This is a genomic window from Luteimonas changyuni (genome assembly GCF_039548395.1).
Classification (GTDB): Bacteria; Pseudomonadota; Gammaproteobacteria; order Xanthomonadales; family Xanthomonadaceae; genus Luteimonas.
The window spans coordinates 14,557-31,205 of record NZ_JBCLUZ010000024.1; the positions used below are offsets into that span (position 1 = coordinate 14,557).

The following is a 16,649-nucleotide window of genomic DNA, read 5'->3' on the forward strand; positions in this document are numbered from 1 at the left end:
GTCCCCACCATGAGTCCGATCTCCTCCGCGACACCGCGCGAGCGGCTGCGCATTGCCATCCAGAAATCCGGCCGCCTGGGCGAGCCCGCGCGTGCCCTGCTGGCGTCCTGCGGCCTGTCCTGGCGCGAGGGCCGCGACCGCCTGTTCTGCCACGGCGAGTCGCTGCCGGTCGACCTGCTGCTGGTGCGCGACGACGACATCCCCGGCATGATCGCCGAGGGCGTCTGCGACCTCGGCATCGTCGGGCGCAACGTGCTTGACGAGACCAATGCCGGCCGCGAGGCGCTCGGCGCGGCCGCCGCGGCGAGCGAGCTGCGGCCGCTGGGCTTCGGCGAGTGCCGGCTCGACATCGCCATCCCCGACGGCGTCGAGTGGAGCGGGCCGGCGCAGCTCTCGGGGCTGCGCATCGCCACCAGCTATCCGGCGCTCCTCAGGCAGTGGCTGGAGGCGCAGGGCATCGATGCGGGCGTGGTGACGCTGTCGGGCTCGGTCGAGATCGCGCCGCGGCTGGGCCAGGCGGACGCGGTCTGCGACCTGGTGTCGAGCGGTGCGACGCTGGCGGCCAACCGGCTGGTACCGGTGATGACCCTGCTGCGCAGCCAGGCGGTGCTGGCAGGCCCGCTGCGGCCCTTCGGTGACGCGCGCGACGAGCTTGCGCAGATGCTGCAGCGGCGCCTGGACGGTGTGTTGAAGCTGCGCGACAGCCGCCTGCTGCTGTTCCAGGCCTCGCGCAGCGCGGTACCTGGCCTGCTGGCGCTGCTGCCGGACGCCGAGCCACCTACGGTGATGCAGGTCGACGGCAAGGACACGCTCGCGCTGCAGGCGCTGTGCCACGGCGCGATGGGCTGGCAGCGCCTGGAGGACCTGAAGCTGGCCGGTGCGCGCGGACTGATGGTGCTGCCGATCGAGAGGACGCTGGCATGAAGCGCCTGGACTGGAGCGCGCTCGATGCGCGCGGGCGCGCAGAGGCGCTGCACCGGCCGGTGCAGGACACGGCGGCGGAAGTGACCGCGACCGTGGCCGGGATCATCGATGCGGTGGTCGACGGCGGCGACGCGACCGTGCGCGAACTGGGCCGCAGGTTCGACGGCGTCGACCTCGAGGATGCCCGCGTCGGCGCGGATGCGTTCGACGCCGCGATGGCGGCCGTGCCGCAACAGCTGCTCGCTGCGCTGCGCGCCGCCGCCTCGCGCATTGAAGCCTTCCACCGCGCCGGCATGCAGGCCGACTACGCGGTGGAGACGGCGCCGGGCGTGCGCTGCGCGCGCATGGCGCGCCCGATCCGCCGCGTCGGCCTGTACGTGCCCGCGGGCAGCGCGCCGCTGCCGTCCACGGTGCTGATGCTGGGCGTGCCGGCGCGGCTTGCGGGCTGCGCCGAGGTGGTGATGTGCACGCCGCCGCGTGCCGACGGCAGCGTCGACCCGGTGGTCCTCGCCGCTGCGAGCCTGTGCGGGATCACGCGCGTGTACCGCGTGGGTGGCGCGCAGGCGATCGCGGCGATGGCCTGCGGCACCACGTCCATTCCCGTCTGCGACAAGCTGTTCGGGCCCGGCAATGCCTGGGTGACCGAGGCCAAGCGCCAGGTCGCGCAGCGCGGGCTGGCGTCGATCGACATGCCCGCCGGGCCGTCGGAGGTGCTGGTGGTCGCGGATGCGGGCGCGAACCCGGGCTGGGTCGCCGCCGACCTGCTGTCGCAGGCCGAGCACGGGCCGGATTCGCAGGTGCTGCTGGTGTCCGACAGCGATGCGCTGCTCGACGCCGTGGCCGACGCGATCGCCGGGCAGCTGGAGCGCCTGCCGCGTGCGGCCATCGCGCGCACGGCGCTGTCGCGCTCGCGCATGCTCAGGGTCGACGGCCTGGTGCAGGCCTTCGAGGTCAGCAACGCCTACGCGCCCGAGCACCTGATCCTCGCCCTGCGCGAACCGCGTGCATGGCTGGACCGCGTGCAGGTGGCGGGCTCGGTGTTCCTGGGCGACCACACGCCCGAGGCGCTGGGTGACTACTGCAGCGGCACCAACCACGTGCTGCCCACGGCCGGCGCCGCGGCCGCGAACAGCGGCGTGTCGGTATCGAGCTTCCAGAACTTCATCAGCGTGCAGGAGGCGACGGCCGAAGGCATCGCCGCCATCGGCCCGGACGCGCTGGCGATGGCCCGCGCCGAAGGCCTCGAGGCGCACGCCAGCGCCGTGCGCATGCGCCTGGAGCAGGCGGCATGAGCGCGCTCGGATTGCTGCGCCCGGACCTGCGCGGCTTCGCCGGCTACCGCTCCGCGCGTTCGGACGCGCCCCGCGGCGAGGTCTGGCTCAATGCCAACGAGTCGGCCTGGCCCAACGCCGCCGATCCCGCCGGGCTGTGCCAGCGCTATCCGGAGCCGCAGCCCGACGCCCTGCGCGCCGCGCTGGCAGCGCTGTATGGCTGTGCGCCCGGGCAGCTGCTGGTCGGCCGCGGCAGCGACGAGGCCATCGACCTGCTGGTGCGCGCGCTGTGCCGCCCGGGACAGGACGCGGTGCTGGTGACGCCGCCGGTGTTCGGCATGTACGCGGTGAGCGCGCGGCTGCAGGGTGCGCGCCTGGTCGAAGTGCCGCTGGAGGAGGTCGACGGCGACTTCGTGCTCGACCCCGACGCCGTGGTCGGCAAGGCACTGCGCACGGGCGCGCGCATCGTCTTCCTCTGCTCGCCGTCCAATCCAACCGGTGGCCTGGTGACGCTCGCGGACATCGAGGCGATCGCACGCGCGCTCGACGGGCGCGCGCTGGTGGTGGTCGACGAGGCCTACGTCGAATATTCGGACCAGCCGTCGGCGGTTGCGCTGCTGCAGGGGCTTTCGAACCTGGCCGTGCTGAGGACGCTGTCCAAGGCGCATGCGCTTGCCGCGGCGCGCATCGGCTGCGTGATCGCGGACGCGGCCCTGGTCGCGGCGCTGCGCGCCTGCCAGGCGCCGTACCCCGTGCCTGCGCCCTGCGCCGCACTGGCGCTGGCCGCGCTCGCGCCCGATGCGCTCGCCGCCACGCGCGCGCGCGCGGCCGGGATCGTGGCCGCACGCGAGCCGATGCGCGCGGAGCTCGCGGCGCTTCCGGACGTGCGACGCGCCTACCCGTCACAGGGCAACTTCCTGCTGCTGCGCTTCGCGGATGCCGGTGCGGCGCTGGCGGCGTTGCTGGCTGCCGGCGTGGTCGTGCGCGACCAGCGCGGCGCACGTGGCCTCGACGACGCGCTGCGCATCACCCTGGGCACGGCCGCGGAGAACGCCCGCGTGCTCGCCGCGCTGTCGGCGCTGGAGGTGGCGGCATGAGCCCGATCCTCTTCATCGATCGCGACGGCACCCTGATCGAGGAACCGGACGACTTCCAGGTCGACGCGCTGGACAAGCTGCGCTTCTGCCGCGACGTGGTTCCCGCACTGCTGAAGCTGCGCGACGCCGGCTATGCCTTCGTCATCGTCAGCAACCAGGACGGCCTCGGCACGGCGGCGTATCCGCAGGCTGACTTCGACGGTCCGCAGGCGCTGATGCTGCAGGTGTTCGAGAGCCAGGGCATCCGCTTCCGCGACATCCTCATCGACCGCAGCCTGCCGGAAGACAGCGCGCCCACCCGCAAGCCGGGCCTGGGCCTGGTGGTGCCACTGCTGCGCGACCGCGACATCGACTGGGCGCGCTCGGCGATGGTCGGCGACCGCGACACCGATATCGAGTTCGCCGGCAACCTCGGCATCCGCGGCTTCAAGCTGCGCGGACGTTTCGGCGGCGACTGGGACTGGCAGGCGATCGCGCACGCACTGGTCGACGCGCCGCGGCAGGCGCGCGTCGAGCGCGAGACGCGCGAAACCCGCATCCGCGTCGAACTCGACCTCGACGCCGCCTCGCCGCCGCGTATCCGCACCGGGCTGGCGTTCTTCGACCATATGCTCGAACAGATCGGCACCCACGGCGGGATCGCGCTGGCGGTCGACGCCGACGGCGACCTGCACGTCGACGAGCACCACACCGTCGAGGACACGGCGCTTGCGCTCGGCCAGGCGCTGCGCGAGGCGCTGGGCGACAAGCGCGGCATCGGCCGCTACGGCTTCAGCCTGCCGATGGACGACGCCCTGGCCAGCGCCGCGCTCGACTTCGGCGGCCGGCCCTGGCTGCAGTTCTCCGGCACCTTCCGCCGCGAGCGCGTCGGCGACCTGCCGACCGAGCTGGTGCCGCACTTCTTCCGCTCGCTGTGCGACGCCGCCGCGCTCAACCTGCACCTCGAGGTGCGCGGCGAGAACGACCACCACCAGGTCGAGGCCTGCTTCAAGGCCTTCGCGCGCGCGCTGCGCCAGGCCGTCGCCCGCACCGGCCGCGACCTGCCCAGCACCAAGGGGACCCTGTGAGCGCATCCGTCGCGGTGATCGACGCCGGCGGCGCCAACCTCGGCTCGGTCTGCTATGCGCTGGAGCGCCTGGGCGCGACGCCGCGCATCGTGCGCGACGCCGACGGCCTGCGCGGCGTCGCCCGCGTGATCCTGCCCGGCGTCGGCGCTGCCGCGCCGGCGATGCGCCTGCTTCGCGGGCAGGGCTTCGCCGACGTGCTGCCGACGCTCGACGTTCCGCTGCTCGGCATCTGCCTGGGCATGCAGCTGCTGTTCGAACACTCCGAGGAGGGCGACGTCGACTGCCTCGGGCTGCTGCCGGGGATGGTGCGGCGCATGCGGCCGGCGCCGGGGCTGCGCGTGCCGCACATGGGCTGGAACCGCCTGCGCGCGCGCCGTGCCTCGCCGCTGATGGCCGGCATCGACGACGGTGCCCGGGCCTACTTCGTGCACGGCTATGCGGTGGAGCCGGGCGCCGACTGCGTGGCCGACACGGTGCACGGGTCGGCAGTCGCGGCGGTCGTCGAACGCGGCCGCGTGGCCGGTGCCCAGTTCCACCCCGAACGGTCGGCGACGGCCGGCGCGCGACTGCTGCGCAATTTCCTGGAGGCCGTATGAGCTTCACCGTCTATCCCGCCATCGACGTGCGCGAAGGCCGCGTGGTGCGCCTGGCGCAGGGCGACTACGCGCGCGAGTCGCGCTATCCCGCCGACCCGCTGGCGCAGGCGCTGGCCTATGCCGGCCGCGGCGCGCGCTGGCTGCACCTGGTCGACCTCGACGCCGCGCGCGCGGGCGGCTACACGCTGGCGCCGCTGCTGCGCGCCATCCGCGCGGGCAGCACGCTGCAGGTGCAGACCGGCGGCGGCGTGCGCCACGAGGACGACGTCGCCGCGATCCTCGACGCCGGCGCCGCGCGCGTGGTGGTGGGCTCGCTGGCCGTGCGCGAGCGCGAGCGCGTGGCCGGCTGGATCGAACGCTTCGGCGCCGAGCGCATCGTGGTCGCGCTCGACGTGCGGCGTGGCGCCGACGGCGCGTGGCGCCCGGGCGTTCACGGCTGGACGGAGGAGGGCGCCGGGCGCCTGGAGGACCTCGCGCGCTTCCATGCCGGGGCCGGGCTGCGCCACCTGCTGTGCACCGACATCGGTCGCGACGGCATGCTGGCCGGACCCAACCTGGCGCTGTACGGCACGCTGCGGGCGTGTGCGCCGGGGCTGCAGGTGCAGGCCAGCGGCGGCGCCCGCGACGCCGCCGACGTTGCCGCCGCGCGCCGCGCCGGCTGCGCCGGGATCGTGCTCGGCAAGGCGCTGCTGGAAGGCCGCGTCGACCTGGCCGAGGCGCTGGCCGCGGGCGCGCCCGCCACCGTTGGCCGCGATGCGGGCTTCGGGCGACCACCGTGTTGAGCCGCCGCATCATTGCCTGCCTGGACGTACGCGATGGCCGCGTGGTCAAGGGCGTGCGCTTCCGCGACCACGTCGATGCCGGCGACATCGTCGAGCTGGCCACGCTGTACGCGCGCGAAGGCGTCGACGAACTCGTGTTCTACGACATCACCGCCAGCCCCGCCGGGCGGACGGTCGACGTCGCCTGGGTCGAGCGCCTCGGACGCCTGCTCGACATCCCGTTCTGCGTCGCCGGCGGCATCCGCAGCGTGGCCGATGCGCGCCGCGTGCTGCATGCCGGCGCCGACAAGGTCTCGGTCAACACGCCCGCACTGGAGCGTCCGGCGCTGGTGTCCGAGCTGGCCGACGCCTTCGGCCGGCAGTGCGTGGTCGCCGGCGTCGATTCGCTGCGCGACGCCGACGGCCAGTGGCGGGTGCGCAGCCACACCGGCGACGCCGCCGCGATCCGCGACAGCGGCCGGCGCACGCTCGACTGGATCGACGAGCTGCAGGCGCTGGGCGCGGGCGAGATCGTCCTCAACTGCATGGGCAGCGACGGCGTGCGCAGCGGCTACGACATCATGCAGCTGCGCGCGGCGCGCGCGCACTGCGAGGTGCCGCTGGTGGCCTCTGGCGGCGCCGGGGCGGTCGAGCACTTCGCCGCGGTGTTCGAACAGGCGGACGTGGACGGGGCGCTCGCCGCGAGCGTCTTCCACTCCGGCGACGTCCGGATCCCCGAGCTCAAGCGCGGGCTGCGCGCCCGCGGAATCGAGGTGCGCGATGACTGAACCGCTTGCAATGCCGACGCTCGACTGGGCCAGGCAGGGCGGCCTGGTGCCGGCCGTGGTGCAGGATGCGGCCAGCCACCGCGTGCTGATGCTCGGCTACATGACTCCCGAGTCGCTGCAACGCACCCTCACCACCGGCCTGGCCACCTTCCACAGCCGCAGCCGGCAGCGGCTCTGGACCAAGGGCGAGACCAGCGGCCACCACCTGCGCGTGGTCGCGCTGGAAGCCGACTGCGATGCCGACGCGCTGCTGCTGCGCGTGGTGCCGGCGGGCCCCACCTGCCACCTCGGCCGCACCAGCTGCTTTCCCGGCGCCGCCGGCAGCGAACTGGGCGCGCTGGATGCCGTGGTCGCCGAGCGCGCGGGCACGATGCCCGCCGGTCATTACACAACCAGGCTGCTCGCCGCCGGCGTCCGCCGCGTGGCGCAGAAGGTCGGCGAGGAAGGCGTGGAGACCGCGCTCGCCGCCGTGGCCCAGGACGACGCCGCGCTGCTGGGCGAGGCCGCCGACCTGGCCTACCACCTGCTGGTGCTGCTGCGCGCACGCGGCCTGGGCCTGGCCGACGTCGAGCGCGTGCTGGCGGACCGAGCCGGCTGAGGCACCGCCGTCGCGGCGGCCGCGTGCAGGCGCGGCTCGCTCAGGCCGCCGAGATCGAGGTCCGCACGCAGTCGCGGCCGTTGGCCTTGGCCGCGTACAGCGCCTGGTCGGCGACCTGCAGCGCGTCGTCGATGTCGTCGATGGTGCCCGGGACCACGGTATGCACTCCCACACTGCCGGAGATGCGTACGCTGGGCCCCTGCTGCGACTCGCAGGGCGCCGAGGAAATCGCGCGCCGCACCTCTTCCGCCACGGCCACCGCCGCGCGCAGGTCGGTGCCGGGCAGCACGATCACGAATTCCTCGCCGCCGAATCGTGCCAGCAGCGCCTCGTATGGCCGCAGCGCCTTGCCGATCCGCTGCGCCGCGGCGCGCAACACGTCATCGCCGACCAGGTGGCCATGTTCATCGTTGATGGTCTTGAAGAAGTCCAGGTCGACCATCAGCAGCGACAGCGGCTGCCGGTCCCGGTTGCAGGCCACCAGCAGGCGTTCGAAGGCATCGTGGAAGTGCGAGCGGTTGTACAGGCCGGTCAGGCCATCGCGGCGCGAGGACTCGCGCAGGCGCGAATGGGCCTGCTCCAGCTGGTCGAGCGTGCTGCGCAGTTCGCGCGTCCGCTTGGCCACCGTGTGCTCAAGCTGCACGTTGGCCTGGCTGACGATGCGTTCGTTCTCGTTGCGCAGGGAGGCGTAGCGGTAGCTGAGCGCGACCGAGAGGAACAGCATCTCCAGCGCCGAGCCGATCTGCACGCCGTACTCGGTGTAGAAGGTCTTCGGGATCACCCCGAAGGCGACCAGGGTGAAGACCGCCGTGCCGGCGAGGAACATCGACCACGACAGCAGGAACAGGCGCGCCGGCCGGTAGCCCTTGCGCAGCGCCACCACGCTGACCACGGTGATCCAGACGATGCTGGCCAATACCGCCAGCGACACCGCCGGGGTGATCAGGCGGTAGGGCACGAACACCGCCGCGATGCCAAAGCCGGCGAAGGCGGCAATGGCGATCATGCTCACCCGGTTACCCGCCGGCCAGCGGTCGCCCAGGCCCAGGAACACGCGCGCGAACTGGTGCATGCCGATCAGCGCCAGGCTGATCGACAGCGGCACCGACTTGTCGGCCAGCCAGATATTGTTGGGCCACAGGTATTCGAAGCCCAGGCCGTTGAGGCAGAACAGGACCAGGCCGAAGGCGCTGATGTGGAACAGGTACCAGAAGTAGCTGGCGTCGCGCAGCACCAGCCACAGCACCAGGTTGTAGAAGAACAGCGCCAGCAGGATGCCGTAGTACAGGCCGATCGCCAGCTGCGCATCGCGCGAGAGCTCGGTGAACGCGCCGGGCGTGTACAGCACCAGCGGCACCTGCATCGAGCTCTGGCTCTGCACCCGGAACAGGATGTCCACCGGCTGGCCGGGCGGCAGGTCGAGCAGGAAGTTGGGATGCCGGTAGCGGATGGCGCGCTCGCTGAAGGGCAGGGTGTCGCCGCCGGCCTGGTGTTCGACGCGGCCGTCGGGGTAGCGCAGGTAGACGTCGAGGTGGTCGCTCAGCGGATAGGTCTGCACCATCAGCCAGCGAGGTTCGCCCGGATTGCGGTTGACCACGCGCGCATGGACCCAGAACGCGCCGTCCTGGAAGCCGAAAGCCGGGTTGCCGCCGGGCAGCGGTTCGAAGCCGCCGGCGTCAAGCGTTCGCCATGCGTCGGCGAGGGTGTCCGTCGCGGCGGAGTCATGGCGATAGGTGACATGGGCCGAGAGCGCGATCTCGCGGGTGTCGGCGGAGAGTTCGATCACGCCGGCGGCACTGGCGCTGCAGGGCAGGGCGCAGGACACCAGCAGCGCCAGCAGCGCCAGCAGCACGGCGGTTCGTGTCATCCCCGAAACCACGACGTTCATCCAGACGTCCCCTCTACCGCGTCCATGGCCGCAACGGAAATCATCGCAGGCCAATCATATGCCTGCACGACCTCGCAGGGTAAACGGGGCGCAGCGGCATAATGGGCCATCCCGATCAGCCAGGTGTATTGATGCAAATGATCCGATGCCTCGTCGCGACGCTGCTGATTCTGGCCGCCGGAGCAGCCGGCGCGGCGCAGTGGCAGGGGCAGGTTTTCGATGATCGCGATGGCGACGGCATTGCCGGTGCAGGCGAATCGGGCATCGCGGGGGTCATCGTGTCCGATGGCAGGTCGCTGGCGCGGACCGATGGCGAAGGCCGCTACCGCCTGGATGCGCAGGATGGCGCGCCGGTGTTCGTGGTCAAGCCCGCCGGCTGGCGCATGCCGCTGCGCGCCGACGGGCTGCCCGCGGCCTGGCGCGCGCCGCAGCCCGGACCCGGCCTGCGGCAGGGCGATTTCGCACTGCTGCGCGATACCGGCACGGATGCTGAAACGCTGTCGGTACTGCTGTTCGCGGATCCGCAGGTGAAGTCGGTGGCCGACGTCGACTACTACGCGCGCGACATCGTCGCGCCGCTGCTGGCTGGCGATGCGCATGGCGCCGATTTCGGCATCAGCCTCGGCGACATCGTCGACGACGTGGTCGATCTGTACCCGGCGATCAACGCCGTGACCACGCGCCTGGGCCTGCCGTGGCTGCACGTCCCGGGCAACCACGACATCGATCCGGATGCGCAGGGCGACGACGCCTCGCTGTCGGCGTTCCGCGCCAGCTACGGCCCCGACACCTTCGCCTGGGAAGCCGGCGCGGCGAGCTTCGTCGTGCTTGATGACGTGGTGCAGCTTCCGGGCGAGCGGCCGGGCTATGTCGGCGGCCTGCGCGAAGACCAGTTCGAGTTCCTCGAAGCGTGGCTGCCAACCGTGCCAAAGGATCGCCTGCTGGTGCTGGGCGTGCACATCCCGCTGTTCGATACCGCCGCCCCCGGCCGCGCGGAGACCTTCCGCAGCGCCGACCGCGAGCGCCTGTTCGTGCTGCTGCAGCCGTTCCCGAAGCTGCTGGTGCTCAGCGGCCATCGCCATACGCAGCGGCACCACCGCCACGGCGCCGCCGATGGCTGGCACGGCACGACGCCGCTGCACGAGTTCAACGTCGGTGCCGCCAGCGGCGCGTTCTGGTCGGGCGCACCCGATGCCGAAGGCATCCCCGACGCGACCATGGCCGACGGCACGCCCAACGGCCACGCCCGGCTCGAGGTCGATGCCGACGGCGGCTACCGACTGTCATGGCATCCGGCGCGCCTCCCGGCCGATGACCCCGCGCGCACGCAGGCCATGCACCTGCACGCGCCGCGCGTGCTGCGGCAGGGCGCGTACCCGGCATGGGCGGTGTACGCCAACGTCTATATGGGCGAGGCGGACACGCGCGTGGAATACCGGGTGGACGAAGGCGAGTGGCATGCGATGGCACGCGTTGAACGGCCCGACCCCTGGCTCGTGGCCGAGAACGCACGCGACGATGCCGCGCCCGCGCTGCGCGGCCATGACCGCTCGCCCGAAGCCGAACCGTCCGTGCACCTCTGGCGCGGCGCGCTGCCGACCGACCTTGCGCCGGGAGACCATCGCATCGAGGTCCGCGCGTTCGACCGCTGGCACGGCGAGCAGCGCGCCAGCACCGCGTACCGCCTGGACGCCGGCTGAGTCGCCGTCTCGGGCTGCCGGGTCGGCGCCCGCGGAGATGGCTCAGGCGGCGTCGATGGCGGCGAAGGATTCCACCCGCGGGTGGCCGTTGGCGGCTTCGCCGGTGCGCGGCTCCGGGTAGTCTTCGCGGCGGTCCACCAGCACCGTGCGCAGGCCCGCATCGCGCGCGGCGTCCAGCTCTTCGACGACATCCGACAGGAACACGATGTCGCCCGGCTCGCGGCGCAGTTGGCCGGCGATGTTCGCGTAGCTCGCGGCCTGGCGCTTGCCGCCGACCGCGGTGTCGAAGAAGGCCGAGAACAGCGGACGCAGGTCGCCGGCGTCGGAGTACCCGAAAAACAGATGCTGCGCCGGCACCGAGCCCGAGGAGTACACCGCCAGCGGATGGCCCGCCGCGTGCCACGCGCGCAGCGCCTCGACCGCGTCCGGATACACGTGCGCGGTGAAGTCGGCGTTGCGATAGCCGTCGCTCCACATCAGCCCCTGCAGCGCCTTGAGCGCGGTGTGCTTTCGGTCCTCGTCGATCCAGCCCTGCAGCACCTCGACGATCATCGCGTCATCGCACATGGCGCCGTGCTCGGTCGCGACCTGGTCCAGCCAGCGCCGCACTTCGGGATTCTTGCCGTGCTCGCGCACGAAGCGCGGCAGCTCGCGGCGCGCATAGGGAAACAGCACGTCGCGCACGAACGAGATGCTGCCGGCGGTGCCTTCGATGTCGGTGAGGATGGTGGTTTTCATAAGGGCTTTTCAGCGCGCGGACTTTTCGTAGCGCGGGAATTTCCGGGCGATGTCGGTGCCGGTGAAGTGGCCGACCCAGCCGTCGGGCTGCTGGAAGAAGCGGATGGCGACGAATTCGGGCTCCGGGCCCATGTCGAACCAGTGCGTGGTGCCGTCGGGTACGGCGATCAGGTCGTTCCTGACGCACTCGATCTCGTACACGCGCTCGTCCACGTGCAACACGAACAGGCCCGAGCCGGCGACGAAGAAGCGGACTTCGTCTTCCTTGTGGAAGTGTTCGTCGAGGAAGGTCTTGCGCATCTCGTCGCGCTTCGGGTTGTCCGGCGCGATGCTGACCACGTCGACCGTGGTGAAGCCGCGTTCGGCGCTGATGCGGTCGATGTCGGCTCGGTAGGCGGCCAGGACCTCGTCCTGCGATGCGCCGGCGGCGATCGGCCGGTTGGCCTGCCAGCGCTCGAAGGTGACGCCGATGGCGCCGAGTTCGCGGGCGATGGCATCGCCGTCGGAGGTGTCGAGAAGGGCGGCGCCGGGGGCGTCGTCGGCGAAGATGCGCAGGCGGCTCATGGCGGATCTCCAGTGTGGGCGGGCCAGCGTAGCAGCCGATGCGATTGGCGTGGTTGCGTGTGCGGAACGCTGTGCGCCGGGCGTGCGCCCGCTCAGTGGCCCAGCGTCAGCCGGCGCAGCTCGAGCTCGCAGCCGAGCAGGAATTCGAAGGCTTCCAGGTGGCGGCGCGCCTCGGCCATGTCGCGGCCCCAGGCGTACAGGCCATGGCCATCGATCAGGTAGCCCCACATCGGACCGCGGTCGAGCAGGGCGTCGACCTGGGCGGCCAGCGTGGGCATGTCCTGCGAATTGGGCAGCACCGGGACATCGATGGCCGCCTCGTGGGTGGCATTGCCGCGAAAGGCCTTGAGCAGTTCGTAGCCCTCCAGGCGCACGTGGCCGGTGCCGGCGAACAGCCGCGAGGCGATGGTCTGTGCACGCGAATGGGTGTGCAGTACGCAGCCGATCTCGGGGGAGCGGGCGTACAGCTGCGTGTGCAGCAGGGTCTCGGCCGAGGGCCGGTTGTCGCTGCCTACTGCGCGGCCGTCGAAGTCGACGACCATGATGTCGTCCTCGTTGAGTCGGCCCTTGTCGCGGCCCGAGATGGTGATCGCGGCGTGGCGATCGTCCAGGCGCTGCGAGAAGTTGCTGCTGGTCGCCGGGGTCCAGCCGGCGCGGGCGAGCTCGCGGATATTGACGATGAGTTCGCCCGCGAGTTCGCGCAGGCGATGGCTGTCGTAGGGCATGGCGTGCTGGTTCATGCGGAGATTCTAGCCGACCCCCGGCCAGGGCCCGTGCATGATGCCGGCGGGTCAGAACACCGCGCTGACCAGCACCGCCAGCACCAGCAGCGGTGCGACGATGCGCAGCAGCCAGCGCCAGGCGGTGAACAGGGCATCGGGCAGTTCCGAAAGCTGCTCGCGCAGGATGGTCAGGTTCAGCGCCCAGCCCGTGAACAGCGCGATCAGCAGGCCGCCGAGCGGCAGCATCAGGTCGTTGGCCACCAGTTCGATGAAGTCCATGATGTTGCGGTCGAAGATGCGGACCTCCGACCAGAGGTTGAGCGACAGGACCGAAAGCAGGCCCAGCAGCCAGCACAGGCCGGCCATCGACAACGCAGCCACCTTGCGACGCCTGACGCCGAACTTCTCCACCATGAACGCGGTGGCGGGTTCCAGCAGCGAGATCGATGACGTCCACGCCGCCACCGCAAGCAGGCCGAAGAACAGCAGGCCGTACACCGCGCCCATCGACATGGCCTCGAACGCCAGCGGCAGCGAGGTGAAAATCAGGCCGGGACCGCCGCCGGCGGGTTCGAGCCCGAACGACAGCACGACCGGGAAGATCGCCATGCCCGCCAACAGCGCCACGGTGGTATCGGTCAGCGCCACCGCGATGCCGACGCGCGGGATCGATATTCCCTCGCGGGGCAGGTAGGCGCCGTAGGTCATCATCGTGCACATGCCGAGGCTCAGCGAGAAGAACGCCTGGCCCATGGCACGCAGGAACACGTTGCCGTCGATCTGGGACCAGTCGGGTCGGAACAGGAACGACAGTGACTGGCCCATGTAGCCCGTGCTGATGCCGTAGCCCACCAGCGCCAGCAGCAGCAGGAACAGCGCCGGCATCAGGAAGCGAACCGCGCGTTCGAGGCCTTTTTCCACGCCCAGTGCCACGACCGCGACGGTCAGCAGCATGAACAGCCCGTGCCAGAACGTCAGCTCCAGCGGACTGGCCAGCAGGGCGGTGAACGTCGCGCCCGGGTCGGTGATACCGGTGCCACCGAACAGCTGCTTGAGATAGAGCCATGCGTAGTGCAGCGTCCAGCCGGCGACCACGCTGTAGAAGCTCAGGATCAGGATGCCGGCGACGATGCCGATCCAGCCGATACCGACCCACGCCTTGCTGACACCGGTATCGCGAACCACTCCCCTCAGCGTATTGATCGGGCTCATGCGGCCGTGGCGGCCGATCAGGATTTCCGCCATGAGGATCGGCAGGCCCACCACCGCGATGCATCCCAGGTAGACCAGGACGAACGCACCGCCGCCGTTGTCGGAGGTCATGTACGGAAACCGCCAGATGTTCCCGAGACCGACCGCGGAACCGGTGGCGGCAAGGATGAACGTCAGGCGGGAAGACCACATGCCGTGGATGGAAGTTGTCTTGTCCATGGGCGAATCCGGAAAAGTCGAATGACGCGTGGCCTGGTCAGCCGCGAGTCGGGAGGGTGTCTGCCGCCGCAGGCGCGTCCGTCGCGGCCGGGGCGGCGGCCGGCAGCCGCAGGATCTTGAAGCCCGCATAGGCCAGGACAAGGGCGACCAGCGGACTGACCAGGTTGAAGAACGCGTAGGGCAGGTAGTCGAGCGTGGCGACGCCGAGGGTCGCGGCCATGTAGGCGCCGCAGGTGTTCCAGGGAATCAGCGGCGAGGTCATCGTGCCCGCGTCCTCGAGGGCGCGCGACAGGTTCACCGGTGCCAGTCCGCGCCTGCGGTATTCCGGTTGGAACAGGCGCCCGGTCAGTACGATCGACATGTACTGGTCGGCCGTCACCACGTTGGCGCCAAACGCTGTGGCCAGGGTGGCGGCGATCAGCGAGCCCGTCGAGCGCGCCGCCTTCAGCACGCTGCGAATCATGCGCTCCAGCAGCCCGGTCCGCTCCATGACCGCGCCAAAACCCATCGCGCAGACCACCAGCCACACCGTGTTGAGCATGCTCGACATGCCGCCGCGGCTCAGCAGCTCGTCGAGCGCGGCATTGCCGGTCGCGGCCTGGTAGCCGTTGAACATCGCTTTCCACGCGCCAGAGAGCAGTGCCATCGGCCGCGCCAGGTCCTGGTTGCCTGCCAGCGCGATGACGGTGTCGGGCTGGAACACCACTGCGGACACCGCGCCCAGCAGCGCGCCGATCATGATCGTAGGGAACGCAGGGAAGCGCATGATCGCCAGCGCGAAGACCACCAGCATCGGTAGCAGCAGATACCAGCCCAGCGTGAATCGCGCATCAAGCAGGGCGGGCAGATCGCCGAAGGCGGCGCCGGCACCATCGCCGCGGGCCCCGAAGCCGACCACGGTGAACAGCGCCAGGGCGATGACGATGCTGGGGCCCGTGGTCCAGGTCATGTGCCGGATGTGCGCGAACAGCTCGCTGCCCGCGGCCGCCGGTGCGATGTTGGTGGTGTCCGACAGCGGCGACATCTTGTCGCCGAAATAGGCGCCGGAGATCACCGCGCCCGCAGTGATCGGCAACGACATGTCGAGCCCCTGCGCCACGCCGATCAGGGCCACGCCCAGCGTGCCGGCGACCGTCCAGGAGCTGCCGATCGTCAACGCGACGAGCGCGCAGATCAGGCACGTGGCCGGGTAGAAATACGAGGGGTGCAGGAGCTTCATCCCGTACACGATCATCGTCGGCACCGTGCCGCTGAGGATCCAGGTGCCGATCAGCGCGCCCACCGCCAGCAGGATGAAGATCGGCACCACCGCCAGCGAGACACCGGTCACCAGCGCGTCCTGGATTTCGTCCCACAGGACGCCATTGCGCAGGCCGATGACCGCCGCGATGCCGGCCGCCAGCAGCAGGGAAATCTGGTTGGCGCCGTAGGAGGCATCGTCCTTGTACAGGTACACCGCCAGCCCAAGGGCAACCGACAGGAACAGCAGCGGCAGCAGCGCCTGCCACAGCGATGGCTCGCGCAAGGGGCGGCGTGCGTTCATGCGCGCCGGGTCGCCCGGTGGCTGGCGCGGATCCCGCCGCTGCGCGGCAGCGACATGCGCGGAGAGCCCCCGTGCGGTTGCCCGCGGGGGTGGTGACGCTTGCTACGGCTCAAGGGACCCCCTGTCTGGCGATGGCAACGCTGCCGTACCTTGCCAAAGCGCTTGAGCGCGCACAAGCGGCAGTGCAGCGCGAAGCCTCCGGCAAGGCCGGGCAGCAACGCCGAGGCGCGCGGCCCGCGGAGCCCTTCATAATGGGCACAGCTCCCCATAGCGCCGCGGATGCGGCTTTGCAGAATGACGCACCCGGAACTGGCTTCGCTCGAATCCGCATTCATCGCCCATGCGCAGGTCTGGCCGGACGAGGCCGCCGAGTCGCGGCTGTTCATCGCGCTGCTGCGCGACGGCGCCGATCCCTTCGTGCGCGCGCGGCTGGAAGGCCACTTCACCGCCTCCGCCTGGCTGGTCAGCGCCGATGGCCGGCGCGCGCTGCTCACCCACCATCGCAAGCTCGACCGCTGGCTGCAGCCCGGTGGTCATGCCGACGGCGACCTCGACCTGGCCCGCGTGGCGCTGCGCGAGGCGACGGAGGAAAGCGGCCTGTCGGGCCTGCGCCTGGAGGGCGGGATCTTCGACCTCGATCGCCACTGGATCCCGGAGCGCAAGGAGGTGCCGGGGCACTGGCACCACGACGTGCGCTACGTGGTGCGCGCGGGCCCCGATGAAGCCTTCGTGGTCAGCGAGGAGTCGCACGCGCTGGCGTGGCTTGACGTCGGGGCGATCGCCGCCGACGAGACCATGGATCCCTCGCTGCGGCGCATGGCTCGCAAGTGGCTCGCACGCGCACTGCCCCTGTAGAAGCAGCTACAGCTGCGATGTCCCCGCCGGCCTCCTGGGGGGGGGGGGGGGGGGAGGAACCCCACCCCCCCCCCACCTCGGGACCCCGCCCCCCCCCCCAAAACCC

General features: G+C 71.3%; 16 protein-coding genes. 10 read left to right on the plus strand and 6 right to left on the minus strand.

The features are described 5' to 3' along the window. Positions 1-9: 9 nt before the first annotated feature. The 8 genes from hisG to hisIE are packed head-to-tail and all read left to right on the plus strand — an operon-like array spanning position 10 to position 7,102. Positions 10-924 (plus strand): ATP phosphoribosyltransferase, encoded by a 915-nt coding sequence (gene hisG / locus WCD84_RS09820; protein WP_343281246.1) that lies wholly within the window; start codon positions 10-12, stop codon positions 922-924. Further along, the gene (gene hisD / locus WCD84_RS09825; RefSeq protein WP_343281247.1) at positions 921-2,216 is read left to right on the plus strand and encodes a histidinol dehydrogenase; all 1,296 of its coding nucleotides are present in this window, start codon (positions 921-923) and stop codon (positions 2,214-2,216) included. Before hisG ends, hisD begins: the two co-directional genes overlap by 4 nt. Further along, on the plus strand, positions 2,213-3,292 hold the full coding sequence (hisC, locus tag WCD84_RS09830) for a histidinol-phosphate transaminase (RefSeq protein ID WP_343281248.1): 1,080 nt from the start codon (positions 2,213-2,215) through the stop codon (positions 3,290-3,292). The genes hisD and hisC overlap by 4 nt, the downstream gene beginning before the upstream one ends. Further along, the gene (gene hisB, locus WCD84_RS09835) at positions 3,289-4,359 is read left to right on the plus strand and encodes a bifunctional histidinol-phosphatase/imidazoleglycerol-phosphate dehydratase HisB (RefSeq protein WP_343281249.1); all 1,071 of its coding nucleotides are present in this window, start codon (positions 3,289-3,291) and stop codon (positions 4,357-4,359) included. Before hisC ends, hisB begins: the two co-directional genes overlap by 4 nt. Further along, a complete protein-coding gene (gene hisH, locus WCD84_RS09840; RefSeq protein ID WP_343281250.1) occupies positions 4,356-4,955 on the plus strand; it encodes an imidazole glycerol phosphate synthase subunit HisH in 600 nt (199 codons plus the stop codon). The genes hisB and hisH overlap by 4 nt, the downstream gene beginning before the upstream one ends. Next, positions 4,952-5,737, plus strand: a complete 786-nt coding sequence (locus WCD84_RS09845; RefSeq protein ID WP_343281251.1) for a HisA/HisF-related TIM barrel protein — start codon at positions 4,952-4,954, stop codon at positions 5,735-5,737. Before hisH ends, WCD84_RS09845 begins: the two co-directional genes overlap by 4 nt. Beyond that, positions 5,731-6,504, plus strand: a complete 774-nt coding sequence (hisF, locus tag WCD84_RS09850) for an imidazole glycerol phosphate synthase subunit HisF (RefSeq protein ID WP_343281252.1) — start codon at positions 5,731-5,733, stop codon at positions 6,502-6,504. The genes WCD84_RS09845 and hisF overlap by 7 nt, the downstream gene beginning before the upstream one ends. Then, positions 6,497-7,102, plus strand: a complete 606-nt coding sequence (hisIE, locus tag WCD84_RS09855; RefSeq protein ID WP_343281253.1) for a bifunctional phosphoribosyl-AMP cyclohydrolase/phosphoribosyl-ATP diphosphatase HisIE — start codon at positions 6,497-6,499, stop codon at positions 7,100-7,102. Before hisF ends, hisIE begins: the two co-directional genes overlap by 8 nt. Positions 7,103-7,142: 40 nt before the next feature. Here the strand turns inward: hisIE and WCD84_RS09860 are convergent, their stop codons facing one another. Then, entirely contained in the window at positions 7,143-8,969 is a 1,827-nt protein-coding gene (locus WCD84_RS09860; protein WP_343281254.1) for a sensor domain-containing diguanylate cyclase, read from the minus strand. A 152-nt stretch (positions 8,970-9,121) separates the two neighbouring features. On the opposite strand from WCD84_RS09860, the gene WCD84_RS09865 reads away from it, so the two are divergent. After that, positions 9,122-10,690 carry a calcineurin-like phosphoesterase C-terminal domain-containing protein gene (locus WCD84_RS09865; protein ID WP_343281255.1) on the plus strand — a complete coding sequence of 523 codons (1,569 nt, stop codon included), beginning with the start codon at positions 9,122-9,124 and terminating at the stop codon, positions 10,688-10,690. A gap of 42 nt (positions 10,691-10,732) precedes the next feature. On the opposite strand, the gene mtnC is transcribed toward WCD84_RS09865, so the two are convergent. The 5 genes from mtnC to nhaC all read right to left on the minus strand — a co-directional run bounded on the left by mtnC (position 10,733) and on the right by nhaC (position 15,688). Further along, the gene (mtnC, locus tag WCD84_RS09870) at positions 10,733-11,428 is read right to left on the minus strand and encodes an acireductone synthase (RefSeq protein ID WP_343281256.1); all 696 of its coding nucleotides are present in this window, start codon (positions 11,426-11,428) and stop codon (positions 10,733-10,735) included. A gap of 9 nt (positions 11,429-11,437) precedes the next feature. Further along, positions 11,438-11,992, minus strand: a complete 555-nt coding sequence (locus WCD84_RS09875; RefSeq protein WP_343275995.1) for a 1,2-dihydroxy-3-keto-5-methylthiopentene dioxygenase — start codon at positions 11,990-11,992, stop codon at positions 11,438-11,440. Between the two features lie 92 nt (positions 11,993-12,084). After that, the gene (locus WCD84_RS09880; RefSeq protein WP_343281257.1) at positions 12,085-12,732 is read right to left on the minus strand and encodes a methylthioribulose 1-phosphate dehydratase; all 648 of its coding nucleotides are present in this window, start codon (positions 12,730-12,732) and stop codon (positions 12,085-12,087) included. Positions 12,733-12,783: 51 nt separating this feature from the next. Continuing rightward, positions 12,784-14,145 carry a sodium-dependent transporter gene (locus WCD84_RS09885; protein WP_343254084.1) on the minus strand — a complete coding sequence of 454 codons (1,362 nt, stop codon included), beginning with the start codon at positions 14,143-14,145 and terminating at the stop codon, positions 12,784-12,786. A 37-nt stretch (positions 14,146-14,182) separates the two neighbouring features. Then, positions 14,183-15,688 (minus strand): Na+/H+ antiporter NhaC, encoded by a 1,506-nt coding sequence (gene nhaC / locus WCD84_RS09890; RefSeq protein ID WP_343281258.1) that lies wholly within the window; start codon positions 15,686-15,688, stop codon positions 14,183-14,185. 294 nt (positions 15,689-15,982) lie between these two features. On the opposite strand from nhaC, the gene WCD84_RS09895 reads away from it, so the two are divergent. Beyond that, a complete protein-coding gene (locus tag WCD84_RS09895) occupies positions 15,983-16,543 on the plus strand; it encodes an NUDIX hydrolase (protein WP_343254086.1) in 561 nt (186 codons plus the stop codon). Positions 16,544-16,649 lie beyond the last annotated feature (106 nt).